17 protein-coding genes and 1 tRNA gene are annotated in these 19553 nt (G+C 68.3%); 9 read left to right on the plus strand and 9 right to left on the minus strand.

From position 1 onward, the window contains the following. Positions 1–135: 135 nt before the first annotated feature. Together ACT86A_RS09995 and ACT86A_RS10000 are read right to left on the minus strand one after the other, a co-directional pair. Positions 136–783 (minus strand): TetR family transcriptional regulator, encoded by a 648-nt coding sequence (locus tag ACT86A_RS09995; protein ID WP_445091753.1) that lies wholly within the window; start codon positions 781–783, stop codon positions 136–138. A gap of 181 nt (positions 784–964) precedes the next feature. Continuing rightward, on the minus strand, positions 965–1579 hold the full coding sequence (locus ACT86A_RS10000; RefSeq protein WP_445091881.1) for a TetR/AcrR family transcriptional regulator: 615 nt from the start codon (positions 1577–1579) through the stop codon (positions 965–967). 689 nt (positions 1580–2268) lie between these two features. Between ACT86A_RS10000 and ACT86A_RS10005 the strand changes: the two genes are divergently transcribed. From ACT86A_RS10005 to ACT86A_RS10030, 6 genes are all read left to right on the plus strand, one after another. Further along, positions 2269–2339, plus strand: a tRNA-Gln gene (locus tag ACT86A_RS10005). A 137-nt stretch (positions 2340–2476) separates the two neighbouring features. Beyond that, positions 2477–3967 (plus strand): bifunctional UDP-N-acetylglucosamine diphosphorylase/glucosamine-1-phosphate N-acetyltransferase GlmU, encoded by a 1491-nt coding sequence (gene glmU / locus ACT86A_RS10010; RefSeq protein ID WP_445091754.1) that lies wholly within the window; start codon positions 2477–2479, stop codon positions 3965–3967. Beyond that, positions 3964–4944, plus strand: coding sequence for a ribose-phosphate diphosphokinase (locus ACT86A_RS10015; protein WP_445091755.1), 981 nt, complete (start codon positions 3964–3966; stop codon positions 4942–4944). The genes glmU and ACT86A_RS10015 overlap by 4 nt, the downstream gene beginning before the upstream one ends. Positions 4945–5127: 183 nt before the next feature. After that, the gene (locus ACT86A_RS10020; RefSeq protein WP_445091756.1) at positions 5128–5388 is read left to right on the plus strand and encodes a hypothetical protein; all 261 of its coding nucleotides are present in this window, start codon (positions 5128–5130) and stop codon (positions 5386–5388) included. Between the two features lie 102 nt (positions 5389–5490). Next, positions 5491–6468: a hypothetical protein gene (locus ACT86A_RS10025; RefSeq protein ID WP_445091757.1), complete on the plus strand. Its 978-nt coding sequence runs from the start codon at positions 5491–5493 to the stop codon at positions 6466–6468. An 86-nt stretch (positions 6469–6554) separates the two neighbouring features. Further along, positions 6555–7199, plus strand: coding sequence for a DUF2461 domain-containing protein (locus ACT86A_RS10030; RefSeq protein ID WP_445091758.1), 645 nt, complete (start codon positions 6555–6557; stop codon positions 7197–7199). A gap of 342 nt (positions 7200–7541) precedes the next feature. Here the strand turns inward: ACT86A_RS10030 and egtD are convergent, their stop codons facing one another. The 4 genes from egtD to egtA all read right to left on the minus strand — a co-directional run bounded on the left by egtD (position 7542) and on the right by egtA (position 12275). Continuing rightward, complete coding sequence (gene egtD / locus ACT86A_RS10035) at positions 7542–8513, minus strand: L-histidine N(alpha)-methyltransferase (protein WP_445091759.1); 972 nt, start codon at positions 8511–8513, stop codon at positions 7542–7544. An 18-nt stretch (positions 8514–8531) separates the two neighbouring features. Then, entirely contained in the window at positions 8532–9338 is an 807-nt protein-coding gene (egtC, locus tag ACT86A_RS10040; RefSeq protein ID WP_445091760.1) for an ergothioneine biosynthesis protein EgtC, read from the minus strand. 131 nt (positions 9339–9469) lie between these two features. After that, positions 9470–10816, minus strand: a complete 1347-nt coding sequence (gene egtB, locus ACT86A_RS10045) for an ergothioneine biosynthesis protein EgtB (RefSeq protein WP_445091761.1) — start codon at positions 10814–10816, stop codon at positions 9470–9472. 112 nt (positions 10817–10928) lie between these two features. Continuing rightward, a complete protein-coding gene (gene egtA, locus ACT86A_RS10050; RefSeq protein ID WP_445091762.1) occupies positions 10929–12275 on the minus strand; it encodes an ergothioneine biosynthesis glutamate--cysteine ligase EgtA in 1347 nt (448 codons plus the stop codon). A 177-nt stretch (positions 12276–12452) separates the two neighbouring features. Here egtA and ACT86A_RS10055 point away from each other — a divergent pair, with 177 nt between their 5' ends. Then, on the plus strand, positions 12453–13637 hold the full coding sequence (locus ACT86A_RS10055; protein ID WP_445091763.1) for an aminotransferase class V-fold PLP-dependent enzyme: 1185 nt from the start codon (positions 12453–12455) through the stop codon (positions 13635–13637). Positions 13638–13757: 120 nt separating this feature from the next. Continuing rightward, positions 13758–15410, plus strand: a complete 1653-nt coding sequence (locus ACT86A_RS10060) for a fatty acyl-AMP ligase (protein ID WP_445091764.1) — start codon at positions 13758–13760, stop codon at positions 15408–15410. A gap of 124 nt (positions 15411–15534) precedes the next feature. Here ACT86A_RS10060 and pth read toward each other — a convergent pair whose 3' ends face one another. Both pth and ACT86A_RS10070 read right to left on the minus strand, forming a co-directional pair. Beyond that, positions 15535–16119 carry an aminoacyl-tRNA hydrolase gene (gene pth, locus ACT86A_RS10065; protein WP_445091882.1) on the minus strand — a complete coding sequence of 195 codons (585 nt, stop codon included), beginning with the start codon at positions 16117–16119 and terminating at the stop codon, positions 15535–15537. A 15-nt stretch (positions 16120–16134) separates the two neighbouring features. Continuing rightward, complete coding sequence (locus ACT86A_RS10070; protein WP_445091765.1) at positions 16135–16725, minus strand: 50S ribosomal protein L25/general stress protein Ctc; 591 nt, start codon at positions 16723–16725, stop codon at positions 16135–16137. Between the two features lie 306 nt (positions 16726–17031). Here ACT86A_RS10070 and ACT86A_RS10075 point away from each other — a divergent pair, with 306 nt between their 5' ends. Next, a complete protein-coding gene (locus ACT86A_RS10075) occupies positions 17032–18675 on the plus strand; it encodes a peptide chain release factor 3 (RefSeq protein WP_445091766.1) in 1644 nt (547 codons plus the stop codon). A 1-nt stretch (position 18676) separates the two neighbouring features. On the opposite strand, the gene ACT86A_RS10080 is transcribed toward ACT86A_RS10075, so the two are convergent. Then, positions 18677–19204, minus strand: coding sequence for a nuclear transport factor 2 family protein (locus tag ACT86A_RS10080; protein WP_445091883.1), 528 nt, complete (start codon positions 19202–19204; stop codon positions 18677–18679). Between the last annotated feature and the right edge of the window lie 349 nt (positions 19205–19553).

Genomic DNA, 19553 nt, shown 5'->3' on the forward strand with positions numbered 1-19553 from the left:
GTCCCCGCTCAGCGAGGTCCGGGCCGGTCCCTCAGCCCGCGCGGACGCCGCTGCGCGTCCGCTCCACCATGCTCGAACCGAACAGCCCTACCGAGGTGCGTCACCCGCCACCACTCGAGCGCCGGCGCGGCCGAATTACGGCACGTAGCGCCGCAACCGCCGGGCCGCGAATTCCCTGAAGTACGAGAGCTTCTCGGCCGGCACGATGGCGGGGAGCACGAAATACCAGGCGCGCTCCATGCGGACCGCGACCTGTTCGATCGATTCGGTGCCGACGGCGATGATGTGGACGCCCGCGGCCATCTCTTGCAGCAGCAGTCCGATGACCTCGGCGTCCAGGTCGGGGATCAGGTCGCCCTGGGAGATGGCCCGTTCGGCGAGCAGCCGGTAGGTGTCGCCCCAGGTTTTGGCGATGTTGTCGCCCTGCGCGCCCCGGTAGTCACCGATCTGGTGGGTGAGCTTGAGCATGGCGCCGACCATCGGGTCGTTCATCGATAGATCGGCGATGACATACGTGATCCCGACGCACGCTTCCAGCGCCGGCACCCGGGGATCGAAGAAGCCTTGACACGAGCTGATGAGTCGCTCATTGCCCTGGTCGACCACCGCGCGGGCCAGCTCTTCCTTCGAGCCGAAGTGAAAGTACAAGGCGCCCTTGGTCACATTGGACTGCGCGATGATCTCGCTCAAGCTCGCATTCGCATATCCCAAACGCAGGAAGACATCGGCAGCGCCCGCCAGGACGGAATCGCGGGTGATCTCCGCGCGCGCTTGCCTAGCCATCAGATCCGCCTGTCATCCAAAAACCAGCCATCCTGAAGTAGACCGACATCCCGAAGTTGACCGACTTACCGCTCGAACAGCACCCTGAGGATGGGTGAACCGTACCACCAGGAGCGCGCCCGGCAGCCAATTCGCGCATTCGGATAGAGCTACTGCGCAATTCGCTGGTTAACAATGCGGGTCACTCTCCGGCTCCCGCACGCCATTGCGAACTCAGCCGCGGATCGGCCTCCAGATGGCTCAGCCCGTTCCAGCACAGGTTCACCAGATGTGCCGCGACCACTTCTTTCGACGGCTTGCGTTCGTCCAGCCACCAGGTCGCGGCGGTGGCGACCTGACCGACGAGCGCCTGCGCGTACAGCGGGGACAGGCTGGGGTCGAATCCGCGTCGTTCGAAATCGCCCGCCAGAATATGCGCCACCTGATTGGTCGCCTCGTTGAGCAAACTGGAGTACCTGCCTTCCGCCGCGGCGGCGGGCTGATCGCGCACCAGAATTCGAAACCCGTCGGTCCGTTCTTCGATGTAGGTCAGCAGCGCCAGCGCGACCTGCTCCAGCCGGATCCGGGATCGGTTGCGGGTGAGCGAGGACGTGATCATGTCCAGCAGCATCGACATCTCACGATCGACGACGACCGCGTACAACCCCTCCTTGCCGCCGAAGTGTTCGTACACTACGGGTTTGGAGACCTGGGCGCGTTGCGCGATCTCCTCGATCGATGTCGCGTCGTACCCCCGTTCCGCGAACAGCGCGCGACCGATCTCGATCAACTGCTGGCGCCGCTGGGTACCGGTCATGCGCGGCCGGGACACCCGGTGCGACTCACCCGAAGACACTGACACTATGCTCCCCGCCTCTCCGGGTCTTTAGGCCGTACAAGTTGGGTGGCGCAGGATTTGCGTTCAGGTCCTGCGTCGGGTTCCACTCGGGTTCTGGGCGTACCCGATGAGTTACCCATGTTCGTACGAAATCAGCCGTCACGTCGGGAAAAGCTCCGACATACAACACCGATGGTTGGTACAACTGTTCCAGATGGGTCGGAACGCCGCTAATCGACCCTCGTCGTCGCTGCACGAATCTTTCGCGCCCGACCCGGACACGGGCCGCTCGCCCGCGTACTCGAATCGTCAAATCCGGCACCGAACCCAAGCGCCACCAAGCCTCATCACCGGCTTGCGACACCGGGCCCGAGCAACCCCACAACACCCTCTCAACGCGACAGGCCACCCCCAACGCGACAAGCCACTGACCACTCTCAACGCGACAACTGATCTCGCACGTACATGGGTAACTCACCGGATACGCCCAGAACTTGACCGGCACCCGACGCAGGACCTGAACGCAGCTCGCGCAATCACCCAACCGGTACGGCCTGAAGACGCGGGGAGGCGGGGAGGCGAATTCGCCGGGAGGCGGGCGAGTGTGCGAGGATTCATCCCGTGCCGAGGCACAGCGGCGGGGGTTTACTCAACCGCCGGTGTGGCAATCCGCCGTGGTGTAATGGCAGCACCTCTGATTTTGGTTCAGATAGTTCAGGTTCGAGTCCTGGCGGCGGAGCTCGAGCGCACGAACCCATCGTTGGCCCGCGCAGCGCCGACCAAGCACGACGCCGACCAAGCACAACGCTGACCAAGCACAACGCTGACCAAGCACGACGACAGCACAGCATGAGGACAGGCAGCCGAGGGAGATCCATGCCACAGCAGACCGCCGTCGTCGTTCTCGCAGCCGGTGCCGGGACGCGAATGCGGTCGAAGACCCCCAAGGTATTGCATTCGCTGGCCGGTCGGAGCATGCTCGCGCACGCGCTGTACGCGGCCAACGAGATCGACCCCGCATACCTCATCACCGTGGTGGGCCACGACCGCGAACAAGTCGGCGCGGCGGTTTCCGCAGCGGCCGGCGACTTGGGCCGGGAGATCACTCCGGCCGTGCAGGAGCAGCAACTCGGCACCGGGCACGCGGTGCAGTGCGGACTGGACGCACTGCCGGTCGGCTTCACCGGCGACGTGCTGGTCACTTCCGCCGACGTGCCGCTGCTGGACGGGCACACGCTCGCCGCGCTGCTCGATGAGCACCGCAGCTACGCCGAGCGGCCCGCGGTCACGGTGCTGACCTTCGTACCCGAGGACCCGAACGGCTACGGCCGGATCGTGCGCGACGCGGACGGCCAGCTCGCCGAGATCGTCGAGCACGCCGACGCCACCCCCGAGCAGACCGCGATCACCGAGGTCAACTCCGGTGTGTACGCGTTCGACGCCGCCGTGCTGCGCACCATGATCAGCAGGCTGTCCACCGCCAACGCCCAGCACGAGCTGTATCTGACCGACGTGCTGCGCCTGGCCCGCGAGGCAGGCCACCCCGTGCACGGCGCCCGCCTGGTCGACGCGGCCAAGGTCACCGGGGTGAACGACCGGGTACAGCTCGCCGCCGCGGCCCGAACACTCAACCGGTACATCTTGGAACGCCATATGCGGGCCGGCGTCACGATCATGGACCCCGCCTCCACCTGGGTGGACGCCAGTGTGCGGATCGGCAGGGACGCGGTACTGCGCCCCGGGGTTCAGCTACTCGGCAATTCCGTCATCGGCGAGGACGCCGAGGTCGGCCCGGACAGCACGCTCACCGACGTCGTGGTGGGCGAGGGCGCCAAGGTGGTCCGCACGCACGGCGATGGCGCGACCATCGGGCCGAACGCGACGATCGGCCCGTTCAGCTACCTACGCCCGGGCACGGTGGTCGGCGACGCGGGCAAACTGGGCGCCTTCGTGGAGACCAAGAACGCCTCGATCGGCGCGCACTCCAAGGTGCCGCATCTGACCTATGTCGGCGACGCCACCATCGGCGAGCACAGCAACATCGGCGCGTCCAGCGTTTTCGTGAACTACGACGGTGTGCGCAAGCACCACACCGTCGTCGGCTCGCATGTGCGCACCGGCAGCGACACGATGTTCGTCGCGCCGGTGACGGTGGGTGACGGCGCCTACACGGCGGCGGGTACTGTACTGCGCAGAGACGTTCCGCCCGGTGCTCTCGCTGTGTCCGGTGGACCGCAGAAGAACATCGCAGGCTGGGTGCAGCGGCACCGTCCAGGAACGGACGCGGCGCGCGCGGCGGCGGAAGCCATCGCGGCCGAAGAGGTGTCGGGGCAGGCAATCGAGCAAAAGGATGGCAAGAAACAGTGACCGCGTCATGGATCGACAACCAGAAGAACCTGATGCTCTTCTCGGGACGCGCCCACCTCGAGCTGGCTGAGCAGGTCGCCAAAGAACTCGACGTCCACGTCACGCCGCAGGTCGCACGCGACTTCGCCAATGGCGAGATCTTCGTCCGGTTCGAGGAATCGGTGCGCGGCTCCGACGCCTTCGTCTTGCAGAGCTTTCCCGCGCCGCTGAACCAGTGGCTCATGGAGCAGCTCATCATGATCGACGCGCTCAAGCGCGGCTCGGCGAAGCGGATCACCGCGGTGCTGCCGTTCTACCCGTACGCCCGCCAGGACAAGAAGCACCGTGGCCGGGAGCCGATCTCGGCCCGGCTGGTCGCCGATCTGTTGAAGACCGCGGGCGCGGACCGGATCATCACCGTCGACCTGCACACCGACCAGATCCAAGGCTTCTTCGACGGCCCGGTCGACCACATGCACGCCCAGTTGCAGCTGGCCGACTACGTCCGCACCAACTACAGCCTCGAGCACATCACCGTGGTCTCCCCAGACTCCGGCCGCGTGCGCGTCGCCGAGAAGTGGGCCGACTCGCTGGGCGGCTCGCCGCTGGCGTTCATCCACAAGACCCGTGACCCGCTGGTGCCCAACCAGGTGAAGTCCAACCGCGTGGTCGGCGATGTCCAGGGCCGCACCTGCATCCTGATCGACGACATGATCGACACCGGCGGCACCATCGCGGGCGCGGTCAAGGTGCTCGAGGCGGCCGGTGCGGGTGACGTGGTGATCGCCGCGACGCACGGCGTGCTGAGCCCGCCCGCCGCCGAACGCCTCGCCACCTGCGGCGCCAAGGAGGTCGTGGTGACGAATACGCTGCCGATCAGCGAGGAAAAGAAATTCCCGCAACTGACCGTGCTGTCCATTGCTCCCCTGCTGGCCCGCACTATCCGTGAGGTCTTCGAAAACGGCTCGGTTACCGGCCTTTTCAACGGCAACGCTTGACAGTCCCGCCTCTCCGGGTCTTTAGGCCGTACAGGTTGGGTGGCGCGAGATTTGCGTCCAGGTCCTGCGTTGAGTGCAGCGCGGGTTCTGGGCGTACCCGGTGAGTTACCCATGTGCTTTCGAGATCAGTCGTTGCGTTGAATAGGCCCGTTAGTCCTGGTGATCCGGGGGGATACTGGGTGTATGGACCGTGACCCGTTGGAAGCCGAGATGGGGGATGACGACCAAGAGGACGAGATCCGCGAGTACCAGCGCAACATCGAGGATCCGCCCGACGACCTGGCCATCCGCTACTACGAGAGCGAGGACGACGGCAGGCTGGGCATTGGTGACGAGCTCGATCAGGAGTGGACCCGAAGCAACGGCCGCGCCGAAGAGAACGAGGCCGACGACCGGTCGGCCGAGGTGGCCGCGATCGAGATCGTGAGCGACGAGGACCTCTGAGAGGTGTCCCGGTCGCGCGCCACACTGACGCAATCGCGTGGGACGACGAGTCCGCCGTGGTAGGCATAGGTGGTGTGACCGGGACGATACGAGGAGGGTGCGATGAGCACGCCGAAGGATCCGGGACCCGCGGACGACGCCCAGCGTCCGCCCACGCCGCCGTCGAGGCACTCCGGCGGAGAGTCCGAGCAGCCGCCTATGTCGTCGGCGCAAGGCGGCGAATCCGCCGAAAAGGAACCGAAATCCCCGGCCCGGCGCCCCGAGGGCGAGCCGGGTCCCGCTGATGCGCAGCAACCTGAAGGCGAGCCCGGTCCAGCCGAAGCCGCACCCGCCGGAGAATGGTGGCAGCCCACCGGCGCGCCGCCGGCGGGCCCGTTAGGTGGGCAGTGGGGGGCGGAACCCAGCGGGCAGCCCGCCGAACCCCAGCCATGGGGCGCCGATGGCGAGAGCGGTCAGCAATCGTGGGGCGCCGAACCCGCGTCACCGGGAACGCCGTTGTCCGGCTCCGCGCCGCAACCCCCGGACAACGCGCCGCAACCCCCGGACAACGAGTCGAGACGGTTCCCGCCAGGCGATCAAGCGTGGTACGGGTCGGGCGGTCAACCGCCGTACCCGTCGGGAGAGCAGCCGCTCGGCGAGCAACCGCCGTACCCTCCGGGCGGGCAGCCGCCGTACCCTCCTGCAGGGCAGCCGCCGTACCCTCCTGCAGGGCAGCCGCCAGCCGACGCACAGCAGCCGTATCCACCGAGCGGGCCGTCCCAGTACCCGTACAACTATCCGGCCGGGGGAACACCGCCGCAGTATGGCTACCCCGCCTACCCGCAACAGGGGTACGAACCCTATGCCACGCCGTCTCGGCAGCCGGGTAACCAGGTGTACTCGATCATCGGATTCGTCTGCGCGGTGACGGCGGTGCTGTTCTGCCCGATCCTGTTCGGCCCAACCGGGATCGTGCTCGGCATAATCGGGCACAACAAGGGCGAATCACTCGGCAAATGGGCAGCGATTGCGTCGGGCATCGGGATGGTGATCGGCTTGATCATCGGGTTCGTCGTATTCGGCGGAGACTTGACGACGTAGATTTCCGGTATGCGTCAATTCGGTACGGCCCCACTGTCAGGCCCGGGTTTCCACGACGACCGTATAGCTGCGGCGGGGGCACGATCATGACCGGATTCGCGGGCTTTCCGCTCGCCGGTCTGGACTTCTACGAAGACCTCGAGGCCGACAACTCCAAGGCCTTCTGGACGGCGAACAAGGAGATCTACGACCGCGCGGTGAAGCAACCGATGACCGCGCTCATCGCCGAACTCGAACCGGCCTTCGGATCGGCCAAGATCTTCCGCCCATATCGGGACCTGCGGTTCGCCAAGGACAAGTCGCCGTACAAGACCGCCCAGGGCGCCGTGGTGCGCGCCGCGCCGGGCGTCGGCTGGTACGTCCAGATCAATGCCGGCGGGCTGCTCGTCGGCGGCGGCTTCTACCAGGCCTCGCCCGGTCAGCTCGAACAGTTGCGCGCCACCATCGACGACGACGTGCGCGGCACCGAACTGGTGACGATTCTCGCGAAATTGACCCGGGTGGGTTTCACCGTCGGCGGCGAGAAACTGAAGACCAGGCCGAAGGGCTACGACGACGACCATCCGCGCATCGACCTGCTCCGGCACAAGTCCCTCAGCTGCAGTAAGGACTTCGGTGCACCCGCCTGGCTGGAGACACCGCAGGCGGCGAAAGAGGTTCGCGCCACCTGGGAAGCCATGCGGCCGCTGGTCGAGTGGCTGGCCGCGGTGGTCGGCGGGGCGCCGTCATAACGCCACGACCGCTGATCGAGTAGCACGCCGCAGTGGTCAGCGCGGCGCCGTCGTAACGCCACGACCGCTGATCGAGTAGCACGCCGCAGTGGTCAGCGCGGCGCCGTCATAACGCCGCGACCGCACACCGGCATATCCGTGCCGATGGTCTGGACCCGAATCCGGCGAGCTCGGCGGCAGCGCCCCGGCACGCACAGTAGTGGCACCGGCGTGTAGCTGTGCCCGGTGGACCTGCCGCCGGCCGCAACACAAACCGGTGCCCAACCCGTGGGAAGACTGTGCCTCGTGGTTGAAGAGGCGCCGGTACGGGTCACCGACCGGGCGACCCGTGCCGGCAGCCGGTCAGCGGCGTTCGGCGAGCACCAGGGCGAACCGCTCGTCCGGATCGGTCCACACGTGCTGCGTGGTGAAGCCCGCGCCGGCAAGTTCCGCATCGAGGCGCTCGAGCCGGAACTTTGCTGAGATCTCGGTGCGTAACTGCTCCCCGCGGGCGAATCCGACGGTCAGGTCGAGGTCGGCGATCCTGACGGTCATGTCCTCACTCGCCTCCAGTCGCATCTCGATCCACTCGCGCACCGGGTCCCAGACCGCGATGTGGCGGAATTTCTCCGGTGCGAAGTCGGCGCGCAAGCGGGCGTTCAGCACATGCAACACATTTCGATTGAACTCGGCGGTGACGCCCGCGGCGTCGTCGTAGGCGGGGACCAGCACCGCCGGATCGATGACCAGCCCCGCGCCGAGCAGCACATGCTCGCCGGACTCGAGGACGTCGTGGATACTGCTCAGGAATTCGGCCCGCTCCTCAGGGACCAGATTGCCGATGGTGCCGCCGAGGAAGGCGATCATCCGGCGGCCGCCGCGCGGCAGGTTGTGCAGCGTGTCGGTGAAATCGCTGACCACCCCGTGCACGGCGAGCCCGGGAAACTCGACGGCGACCTGGTCCGCCGTCGCACGGAGCGCCGACGACGACACATCCTGCGGCACATAGGTATTCAGGGGACTGTGCGCGCTCAGCGCGGTGAGCAGCAAGCGGGTCTTGGCCGCCGAACCCGCGCCGAGTTCCACGAGTACCTCGGCCTGGGCGGCGCGGGCGATCTCATCGACCACCAACTCCAGGAGCCCGCGCTCGGTGCGCGTCGGATAGTACTCGGGCAGCGCGGTGATCCGCTCGAACAGCTCGCTGCCCCGCGCGTCGTAGAACCATTTGGGTGGCAGCCACTTCGGGTCGGCGGTCAGTCCCAATCGGGCGTCCGTGCGCAGACCGGCGGTCAGGTCGTCGTCGGTGAGGTGGATGTCCAGGGTCGCTGCGGTCATGGGCAGTGCCTTTCGAGGTCAGAGGAGAACGTCGACGGACAACGCACCGGGCCTGGCGGTGACCAGGCTGCGGTCCGGGATCGGTTGCCAGCGGGGGTCGTCGTCGAACGGTTCGGAGGAAACGATGGCGAAGCTGTCGGTGACCAGCGCCGACAAAGAGTGGTGGCAGGTGGTCGCCCAGAGCTGCGCACCGTCGGAGAGCAGGAAATTCAGCCGGGCCTCCGGGGTCCGGTCGAGAATCGCGGAAACGAGCAGCCGCAAGGCCGCGGGGGCTGCCGACCAGTCGCCGTCCGGCGAACTGGTAGCCAGCAGATCGCACAGCAGCACCCACAGCGTGGCTGTGTCGGTAGCGGACTCCGCCTCCAGCAGCCGCGCCGCGGTGAACAGTTCCTCGGCGCCGAGTTCGGCCGCGATGAGCGCGAACTCGGCGGCCACCGCGGTCAGCGTGCGGCGCCAGTCCGGAACCACGCCATTGTGGCTGAAGGCCCAGCGGTCCCGGGTGAACGGCGCGCATGCCGAGCGCTCCACCGGCATGCCAACCGTCGCCGACCGCACCGCGCCGAGCACCGCGGTCGATTCCAGCTGCGGGAGCACCTCCTCCACCGCCGGATCGGTCCAGATCGGCGCGGCGTTGCGATACCGGCTGACGGTGACCACATCCTGCACGGTGTGCCACCAGGCGACGCCGAATCCGTCGGCGTTGATGGTGCCGCCGCGGCGCATGTCCCGCGGAGCCCACGACTGGGTGCGCAACGAATGCGGTCCGAGCGTCAGCATCTCGCCGACGCGCACCGGCGGGCCGATATAGCCGAGATGTCTACACATCGGCGCCCGCCGGCACTGTAGGTCTGAGGCGCGGACGGTACGCAGGCTCGCACGGACCGCCTGACCGCCGCCCATCGTGGCGAAGCTGGGTCACGACGGCGCCTCGCGGGCGTACGGCTCCTGGCGCTCGCTCACTCGCCTTCTCCCGGTCGCAGATCGCGCGCCAAGCGAAAACCGGCGAAGATCTGGCGTCGAATGGGATGGTCCCAATTGCGGAAGGTGCTGCGGCAGGCGACCGGATCGGTACCGAAGCAACCACCGCGCAGCACGCGGTAGTCGCCGCCGAAGAACACCTCGGAGTACTCCCGGTACGGGAAGGCGCGGAAGCCCGGGTATGCCTCGAAGCCCGACGCGGTCCATTCCCAGACATCGCCGATCAACTGATGCACGCCTGCGGGAGACGCACCGGCCGGATACGCGCCGACCTCGGCGGGTTCCAGGTGACGCTGCCCCAGATTCGCCGTGGCGGCGTCGGGATCGGCTTCGCCCCAGGGGAATCGGCGTGAGATTCCGGTCGCCGGGTCGAACCGGGCCGCCTTCTCCCATTCCGCTTCGGTGGGCAGCCGCTTGCCCGCCCAGTTCGCATAGGCCTCGGCTTCGTACCAGCAGACGTGCACAACGGGCTGACGCGGCCGCAGCGGGGTCATCACCCCGAACACTCGCCGCCACCAGCGTCCGGACGGGTCGCTCTCCCAGAACTGCGGCGCGACCAGACCAGCCGCTCGCCGATGTGACCAGCCGCGCTCGGACCACAGTTCGGGACGCTCGTAGCCGCCGTCGTCGACGAAGGCGAGGTATTGCTCGTTGGTCACCGGGGCGGCGTCGATCGCGAAGCCGGGCACCCACACCGGATGGGCTGGGCGCTCGTTGTCCAACGCCCAGGAGTCGGTCGAGGTACCCATGGTGAACTCGCCCGCGGGGATGACGATGTCCCCGCTGACGCTCACCGAAGTGGTCGGTGCCGCGGCCGCGGAGAGCACGGCGGCTCCGGCGCGCAACTGGTGGGTGGCGAGCATGGTCTCGTCGTGCTGCTGCTCGTGCTGGGCGATCATGCCGAACGCGAAACCGCCGTCGACCAGGGGCCTACCCTGTAGGTCGCTGCGTTCCAGGACATCCCACACCTTGTCGCGCACCGTGCCGACGTAGCCGCGGGCCTGCGTGGGGTCCAGCAGCGGCAGCGCGGGCCGGTTGGCACGGGCGTGCTTGAAGGCGTCATAGAGTTCATCGATGTCGGCGCGAACCGGCTCGCGGCCGCCGACATCGCGAACGAGCCAGAGTTCTTCCTGATTGCCGATGTGCGCGAGATCCCAGACCAGCGGACTCATCAACCGCGAATGCTGGGCTACCAGTTCGGCTTCGTCGACACAGTCGGTGAGGGCGAGGGTGCGCTGCCGGGCGCGGGTGAGGACCTCGGCGATTCGGTCGCGGAGTTGCTCGGTGCCGGAATGATCGGACGGGGCTGGGTGCGAGGTGGTCATGGGAAACGTCTCCGGGATTCGTGCCGATCGGTGTCGTCGCAGGCGCGGGCGATTCGGCCCTCGCCGGTCTGCTCGAAAGGCGCACGGTCGATGCTGCGCGGCAGATGCGTCGTCACGGGGCGGCTCCCGGAGTCTGTGCACCGATATTCTCGGCGTCGTCCTCGGTCGGAGTGCCACCGCCGCGACATCGCTCGGCCGCGGACTCGATGGCGCGGGCCGCCTGCTCGGTCGCCGCGTGCGCGGCCGCGAGCCGGAGCAGCTCGACCGCACTGGTCCGGATGTCCGGCTCAGCCAACCCGGAGCGGGCCGCGTCGACCCACCGGGCGGCGGTCGGCGCCCCGATCGCTGTCGCCTCCGCGACGACCGCCGGACTCGACAGCAGCGCGTCGATGACGTGGACCGGAACGGTCCACGCGGCGCCGGGCTGCGCGTCGATGTAGCGGACCTCCAGATGACCCGACGCGCGCACCGGCGGGAACAGCGTGGTCAGGTGATAGTCCAGATCGTCGGCGTCGGGGCGGCGGCCGATCTCGTCGTCCAGCGCGCCGGACAGCCAGTCGGCGAACGTCGCGCCGGGCGGCGCGGACCATCCACAGTCGTGACCGTCACCGGGCGCTGCGGCGTCGTCGTCCGCTCGACGGACGCACAGCAGCGGCACGTCCAGCGCCCATCGGCCATACGCGGCCACGGGGTCGGTCCAGTCCAGCACCGGCGGGCGGGTTCGCGCGGTGTCCAGGCGCAGCCAGGCACGCATCCGCTGGGACGCCCACGCTCCGGGCGGCGCGCCGCGCAGGACCGGGGAACAAGCGAACGCGGCGACGAGGGCGGGACCGATCGCGTACAGCGCGGTCCAGCGCGCGGTGACCTCTGCCCGGTCGGCCCCCGCGTCGACGCTGACCTGGGTGGCGGCGGTATTGCACATCATCAGCTTGCCGAACGGCCCGATGCCGCCGAAGGCTCGCTCCATCGCGCGGTAGCGCGGCAGCCGCAGCAGTCGTTTCGGGCGGCGGTCCGCGTCGGCGGCGAGGGAAACGGGGCGGATGGAGCGCGACGCGAGAAGTTCCCGCAACAGGCGGGCATCCTCGTGCAGCCGGTCGCACAGCTGCACGGCGGTGCCGTAGGGGGCACTGGAGAGTTCGATCTGACCACCGGGCTCGAGAGTGACCCGGCTGCCCCCCGGCAGAGCGAGCGCCGGTGAATCAGGGGCGATGGACCGTGGTGCGTAGGGTCCGAGGGCATCCGCCAGGGCAGGCAGCTGCGGACGCGGAGCGGCCGAGCGGCCGGACGCCGAACACTCACCCTGCACCGTGAGCCACTCGAGTTCGGCACCGATCAGAGCGGGTGGTCCCAGCTTGAAGCAGACGCCGCCGATGTACGCCTCCGCCGCCGCGCGGGAGGACAAATCCCGCTGCTCGCCGGCACAACTGGCCGACTGAGGACTCTCGAGCGTGATCGCCATGCCAACCTCCACTGGGGCGTCCCGGGTGTAGTCCGCTGCTCTTCGGTTATCGCCATGGACCCCGAGTCGTCTTGCACTGCGGGACCGACTTTCGCTCGGCGATCCATCCAGCGTAGCCATCCAGACCGACAGGAAACCGACAGGCAGCCGAACAATCCACGCGTTAAGGTCGGCTGCATGCTGGATGACGATCGCGTACGAGCCGATACTCCAGGATGCGTGTCCGAGTCCGGACCGGGTCCCGTTTTTCTCGACAGCGCCGGGTCCTCGCTGCCGCCGCGGGTCGTCACCGACACCGTCATCGCGCATCTGCGGCGCGAAGCGCAGATCGGCGGCTACCGCGCCGCGAACGAGCGGCTCGACGACCTCGCCGACGTCAAGACCGCGATCGCCGCGCTGATCGGCGCCGAGCCGGAGAGCATCGCGCTCAGCGACAGCGCCACCCGCTCCTGGGGGGATTTCTTCTACTCGGTTCCGCTGTCCCCAGGCGACCGCATCCTGATCTCCCAGGCCGACTACGCCAGCAACGCCATCGCCGCACTGCAGCGCGCCCGCGCCACCGGGGCGAGCGTGGAGACAATCCCCAGCGACAGCAGCGGGCAGCTCGATCTCGACGCGCTGGCCGCGCTGGTCGACGAACGCGTCAAGCTGGTCTCGGTCCTGCACGTGCCGACCAACGGCGGCTTGGTGAACCCGGCCGCCGAGGCGACCCGGATCGCGCACTCGGTCGGCGCGCTGGTGCTGCTCGACGCCTGCCAGTCCGTCGGACAACTGCCCCTGGACGTGGCCGAACTCGACGTCGACGCCCTGTCGGCCACCGGCCGGAAGTGGCTGCGCGGCCCACGCGGCACCGGGTTCCTGTATCTGCGACCGGAACTGGCACGGTCCATGGAACCCGAGCGGCTCGACCTGCACAGCGCGGAATGGACCAGCCCGAAAGACTACCGGCCGGCGCCGGACGCCGGCCGCTTCGAGTTCTGGGAATGTGACGTCGCGGGACGACTCGGCCTTGGCGCCGCGGTGCGATATCTGCTCGACCTCGGTCCGGAGGACGTCTACGCGGCGATCGCCGCCCGCGCCGAACACCTGCGCAAGGCGCTGCCCGAGATTCCCGGTGTCACGGTACGCGACCTCGGCATCCGGCACAGTGGCATCGTGTCGTTCACCGTCGACGGCGTGGACTCCGTCCAGGTGCGTGACCGGCTGCTGGCGCAGGACATCACGGTCACCGTCAGCCACTCGAGCTCCACCCTGCTCGACATGACCAGCCGCGGCCTCGCGTCGGTCGTGCGCGCCTCACCACACTGCTTCGTCGGCTTCGACGAACTCGACCGCTTCGTCGCCGCGGTGGCCGCGCTCTAGGCCCACACCCGGCCCCACCCTGACCTGCGCCTCAGAAAGGGGGTTAACGCGACGCCGCGATGGCGGGATAGTTGGGGGAGGCCGGATACCGGCCGACGTTTCGTGCTGAGGAGTTGGACGTTGAGCAGGTTCACCGACGAGATGTACGCCACGGCGCAGAGCTCCGAACGCGGGCTGGTGACCGGCGAGCCGGCGGCTCCGCTGCGGCGCACCTGGCCGGAAATTCATCGAATCGCCCGGCGCATGGCGGGCGGCTTGGCCCAGGCGGGCATCGGGCACGGCGACGCTGTCGGGGTGCTCGCGGGACTGCCCGTCGACATCGCCCCGGTCTGCCAGGCCATCTGGATGCGCGGCGCGTCGATCACCATGCTGCATCAGCCCACCCCGCGCACCGATCTGATGGTCTGGGCCCGCGACACCGAGACCGTGCTGACCATGATCGACGCGCGCGCCGTCGTGCTGGGCGCACCGTTCGAGGCGGCCGAGCCACTGCTGCGCGAACGCGGGATCACCGTGGTCCGCGTCGACCAGCTGCCCGACGGCCCCGACCTCGACCCGGTGCCCACTGACGAGGACGATATCGCCTTGCAGCAGTTGACGTCCGGCTCCACCGGGTCGCCCAAGGCGGTGCGGATCACGCACGCGAACTTCTTCGTCAACGCCTACGCGATGTTCGACCGGGTGAAGTTCCAGCCGGACGACGACGTGATGGTCAGCTGGCTGCCGCTGTTCCATGACATGGGCATGGTCGGATTCCTCAGTGTGCCCATGCAATTCGGTGCCGAAGTGGTGTGCGTGACGCCGGTGGACTTTCTGACCAGACCCCTGCTGTGGGCGGAGTTGATCAGCAAATACCGCGGAACCGTCACCGCCGCACCCAATTTCGCCTACTCACTGCTGGCCCGCCGGCTACGCCAGGCCGATGACGGCGCGTTCGACCTCAGCAGCGTGCGTTACATGTGGAACGGCGCGGAACCGGTCGACCCGGACACCATGGACGCCTTGGCCGCGGCCGGAAAACGCTTCGGGCTCAATCCGATGGCACTCACCCCGGTCTACGGCATGGCCGAGACCACCCTCGCCGTCTCGATCCCCGACCCCGGCCGCGGACAAGTGCTCGACGTGATCGACGCCGATCTGCTCGAGGCGCTGGGCAAGGCGGTGCCGGTGCCGGGCGAGCACGGGCATCCAGCCAATATCCGTCGGCTGCCCACCCTGGGCTACCTGGTCGACCACCTGGAGGGCCGGATCGTCGACAGCGAACGGCAGCCGCTGCCGACCCGGTCGGTAGGCGTCATCGAATTGCGCGGTCCCGCGGTCACCGCCGGCTATGTGACGGTAGACGGATTCCGCTCCGCACTGGACGCCGACGGGTGGCTGGACACCGGCGATATCGGCTACTTCACCGATGAGGGCCTGATCGTGGTGTGCGGCCGGATCAAGGACGTGATCATCATGGGCGGCCGCAACATCTATCCCACCGACATCGAGCGCGCGGCGACCAGCGTGTCCGGCGTCCGGCCCGGCAACGCGGTCGCGGTGCGCTTGGACGCGGGCCAGAAGCGCGAAACCTTTGCCGTGGTAGTGGAGAGCAACAGCTATCAGAACCCCGAGGAGGTCAAACGCATCCAGCACGAGATCGTGCACGCGGTCTTCTCCGAGGTAGGCGCGCGACCACGTACTGTCGCGGTGCTCGGCCCCGGCGCCCTGCCGAAGACCTCGTCCGGTAAATTACGCCGATCCGCGACGGCGATACATCTGCCACGCGGATGATCCACCGCTGAGTTCCGCTCGTGCGTGCAGCCGCCCCGGCGCGACTTCCGTTGTGCGCGAGGGTAATCAGCCGGCTTCGAACAAGAACCGGATGCCACCGGGCGGTCGGCGCCGCCCGTGCGGCTCAGTGCACTTGGTTCTGCGCGGTCTCCAGGCCGACACGCAGCAGCAGTTCCACCGCGTCGGCGGCCTGCTCGACGATCACCGGCACCTCTTTGCGCTCGGGCGCCGAGAACGGTTTGAGCACATAATCGGCCGGGTCCTGCCGACCCGGCGGGCGGCCGATGCCGATCCGGGTGCGCAGATAGTCCTTGGTGGTCAGGGCGCTGGAGACGGAGCGGAGGCCATTGTGGCCGCCCTCACCGCCGCCGCGCTTGAGCCGGATCGCGCCGAACGGCAGATCGAGTTCGTCGTGCACGACGATCACCTCGGTCGGCGGCACGGAGAAGAACCTGGCCAGCGCGGCCACCGGCCGACCGGACAGGTTCATGAACGATCGCGGCTTGACGATCAGCACCTGGCGGCCATCCAGCCGCGCTTGCAGCAGGTCGGCGCCGGACTTCTTGTGCACACCGAAGCGACCGCCGACGCGCTGGGCGAGGACCTCGGCGACCAGGAAACCGACGTTGTGCCGGGTGCGCTCGTACTCAGGGCCTGGGTTACCCAGTCCGACGACGAGCGCGGGCCCCGTGGACGATTCGGCGTTCAGCGCTCTGCTTCCGGCTTATTCGGCGGTCTCGGCCTCGGCCTCGCCCGCGGCAGGCTCGGCGGCCGGGGCGGCGATGATGTTGACGATCAGCAGCTCCGGGTCGGCGGCCAGCGTGACACCGGCGGGCAGCTTCAGCTCGCCCGCGGCGATCTGGGTGCCCGCCTCGATGCCCTCGACGGAGACCTCGATGGCCTCGGGCAGCTTCAGTGCTTCGGCCTCGATCGAGACGGTGGTGGTCTCCTGGGTGACCAGGGTGCCGGGGGCGGCGTCGCCGACCACGGTGACCGCCACATCCGCGGTGACCTTCTCGCCGCGCTTGATGATGAGCAGGTCGGCGTGTTCGATGTAGCGGCGGATCGGGTGCACCACAACGGATTTGGTCAGCGCGAGCTGCTGCTTGCCGTCGATGACGAGGTTCAGCACCGCGTTGGTGCCGTGCTCGCGCAGGATGGCGGCGAAGGCCTGGGCGTTGACCGACAGGTGCTGCGGGTCGGCCTGGTGGCCGTACAGCACGGCCGGGACATTTCCGGCACGTCGGGTGCGGCGGGCAGCACCTTTGCCGAACTCGGTGCGTACAGCGGCTTCGAGAAGGTTGACGTCGGACATGACTGGATCTACTCCTACGGCTCTTCCGGGCGGTCAGCGTTACCCGTCAGGGGTTGCGCACGCCTGACCGGGGTGGTCTATTCGTCGGGGCGAAGACCGAACGAAGGCGGCCGGAAGCCGCGCCGCGTCGATCACGGTGTCGCAAATCTGGTCTGCGGTCACCCTCGCCGAGACAACCCGAACACCATACCCCAGCATGCGGGTGGTCTTTCAATTGGGTGGTTACCGACGCATCGACTCCGGTTCGTGTCGGTCGCGTACGCTGGCGTGGTTGCCGATCGATCGTCTGCGAAAGGTTGTTTTGCGTTGAGCGCCTCCTCTGAGGGTGTTGCCGCGCCCGCGCCCCGCGGGTTGCCCGCCGAGGTCGCCCGGCGGCGCACGTTCGCGGTGATCTCCCATCCGGACGCCGGCAAATCCACGCTCACCGAGGCGCTCGCCCTGCACGCCAGGATGATCTCCGAGGCGGGCGCGATCCACGGCAAGGCCGGGCGCAAGTCCACGGTCTCGGACTGGATGGAGATGGAGAAGGCACGCGGCATCTCGGTCAGCTCGACCGCGCTGCAATTCAACTACCGCGCCCAGCATTCGGATGTGGACAGCGTCATCAACCTGGTCGACACTCCCGGCCACTCCGATTTCTCCGAGGACACCTACCGCGTGCTCACCGCTGTCGACGCAGCGGTGATGCTCATCGATGCGGCCAAGGGCCTGGAGCCGCAGACATTGAAGCTGTTCCAGGTGTGCCGGCACCGTGGCATCCCGGTGATCACGGTGATCAACAAGTGGGATCGGCCGGGGCGCGCACCGCTGGAACTGCTCGACGAGATCTATGAGCGGATCGGCCTCACCCCCACCCCGCTGTTCCTTCCGGTCGGCATCGCGGGCGATTTCCGCGGGCTACTGCGTCGCGGCCCGGACGGTGTGCCGCTCGAATACATCCATTTCACGCGCACCGCCGGCGGCGCGACCATCGCGCCCGAGGAGTCGCTCACCGCGGCGGCCGCCGAGGCCCGCGAAGGCGAGCCGTGGAACACCGCCGCCGAGGAGAGCGAACTGCTCTCGGCCACCGGCCAGGACCACGACCAGGAACTGTTCCTCGCCGGACAGACCTCGCCGGTCATCTACGCGTCCGCGATGTTGAACTTCGGCGTACGCCAACTGCTGGAGACACTGGTCGCGCTCGCGCCGGCCCCTCGCGCGCGCGGCGACGTCGACGGCACACCGCGCGAGACCGGCGACCCGTTCAGCGCGGTGGTGTTCAAGGTCCAGGCAGGCATGGACGCCGCCCACCGCGACCGGCTCGCGTTCATGCGAATAGTGTCCGGCGAGTTCGAGCGCGGCATGGTGGTCACGCACGCGCAGACCGGCCGGCCGTTCGCCACCAAGTACGCGCTGACCGTGTTCGGCCGCGAGCGGGCCACCGTCGACACCGCCTACCCGGGAGATGTGGTCGGCTTGGTCAACGCGACCGCGCTGGCTCCTGGGCACACGCTGTATGTGGACAAAAAGGTGGAGTTCCCGCCGATCCCGTCGTTCGCACCGGAGCATTTCGCGGTGCTGCGCGCGCAGAGCGCGGGCAAATACAAGCAGTTCCGCAAGGCGGTCGACCAGCTCGACTCCGAGGGGGTGGTGCAGGTGCTGCGCAACGACATCCGTGGCGATGCCTCGCCCGTGCTCGCCGCCGTCGGCCCCATGCAGTTCGAGGTGGTCACCGCGCGCATGCTCACCGAGTTCAATGTGGAGACCACAATGGAGCACCTCGGCTACACGCTGGCCCGGCGCACCGACGCCGCGTCGGCGGACGAACTCGGGCGACAGCGTGGGGTGGAAGTCTTCACCCGCTCGGACGGTGCGCTGCTCGCGCTGTTCAGCGACAAGTGGCGGCTGCAATACATCGAGAAGGAACACCCGGCGCTGGTGTTGGAGCCCTTGGTCGCCACCGCCGACTGAGTCAGCCGGCCTCGGACTCGGTCCGCAGCGTCGGGCCGGTGGGTTCGCGCTCGACCGAGGCGATGCCCTCTTCGCGGGCGATCAGACCCCAGCGGCTGGAGGTCAGCCGGAGGCTCGGCAGGTCACTGAGCGAAAGCACCACCTCGTAGGTGCGCTCGTAACCGGTGTGCGAGATCCGCCAGCGTCCGTCGTCGCAGCGGACGTAGCGATCGTTGTAGTACGCCGCACCACGCAGCAGCATGTTGTGGCCCGGAATGAGAACCGTGTCGGCGAGGTACCAGGTGCCGCTGGCGCTGTCGCCGTCGACATCGATCTCCGGGTGGTCACATCGGTGCTCGGTGATCACGTGCGGACCGAGCGTGTTGCGCATGAACGCGATGAATGCCTCACGCGATTCGAACTGGAGATATTCGCTGTAGGTCGCGGTCGCCTCGGGGACCATGGTGTCCGCGAACTCGTCCCATGATTTGGTGTCGAGCGTGCGGAGGAACCGGTACTTCAGCCGGCTGATCGCCGATATGTCGTCCACTTCCCGCTCACCTTCGCGGCCTCGTGCCGATCTCGGATCATCCCGCACCTGCCCGAAGTCGATCGCCTCCGCGTCGACGCGCATCCGCCCCTGCGCGCGCCGTTCTTCGCGGGCCTGCTCACCACCGCCGCGCTCACCGGCGCCCCGCTCACCACCGCCGCGCTCACCACCACCGCGCTCACGGGCGCCCCGCTCACCGCCGCGCTCTGGTCTGCCGGGCTCGGCGCCCTGAGCCGCCGGCTCCGACCGGCCGGGGTCGATCCCCACGCTGCGCTGGTGGCGGCCCGGGCGCGATCCCGGGTCGTCGCGCTCCTGCCCGCCGGAGCCCGTGCCCCGGCCGATACGCACT

The organism is Nocardia glycosmidis, assembly GCF_052545115.1.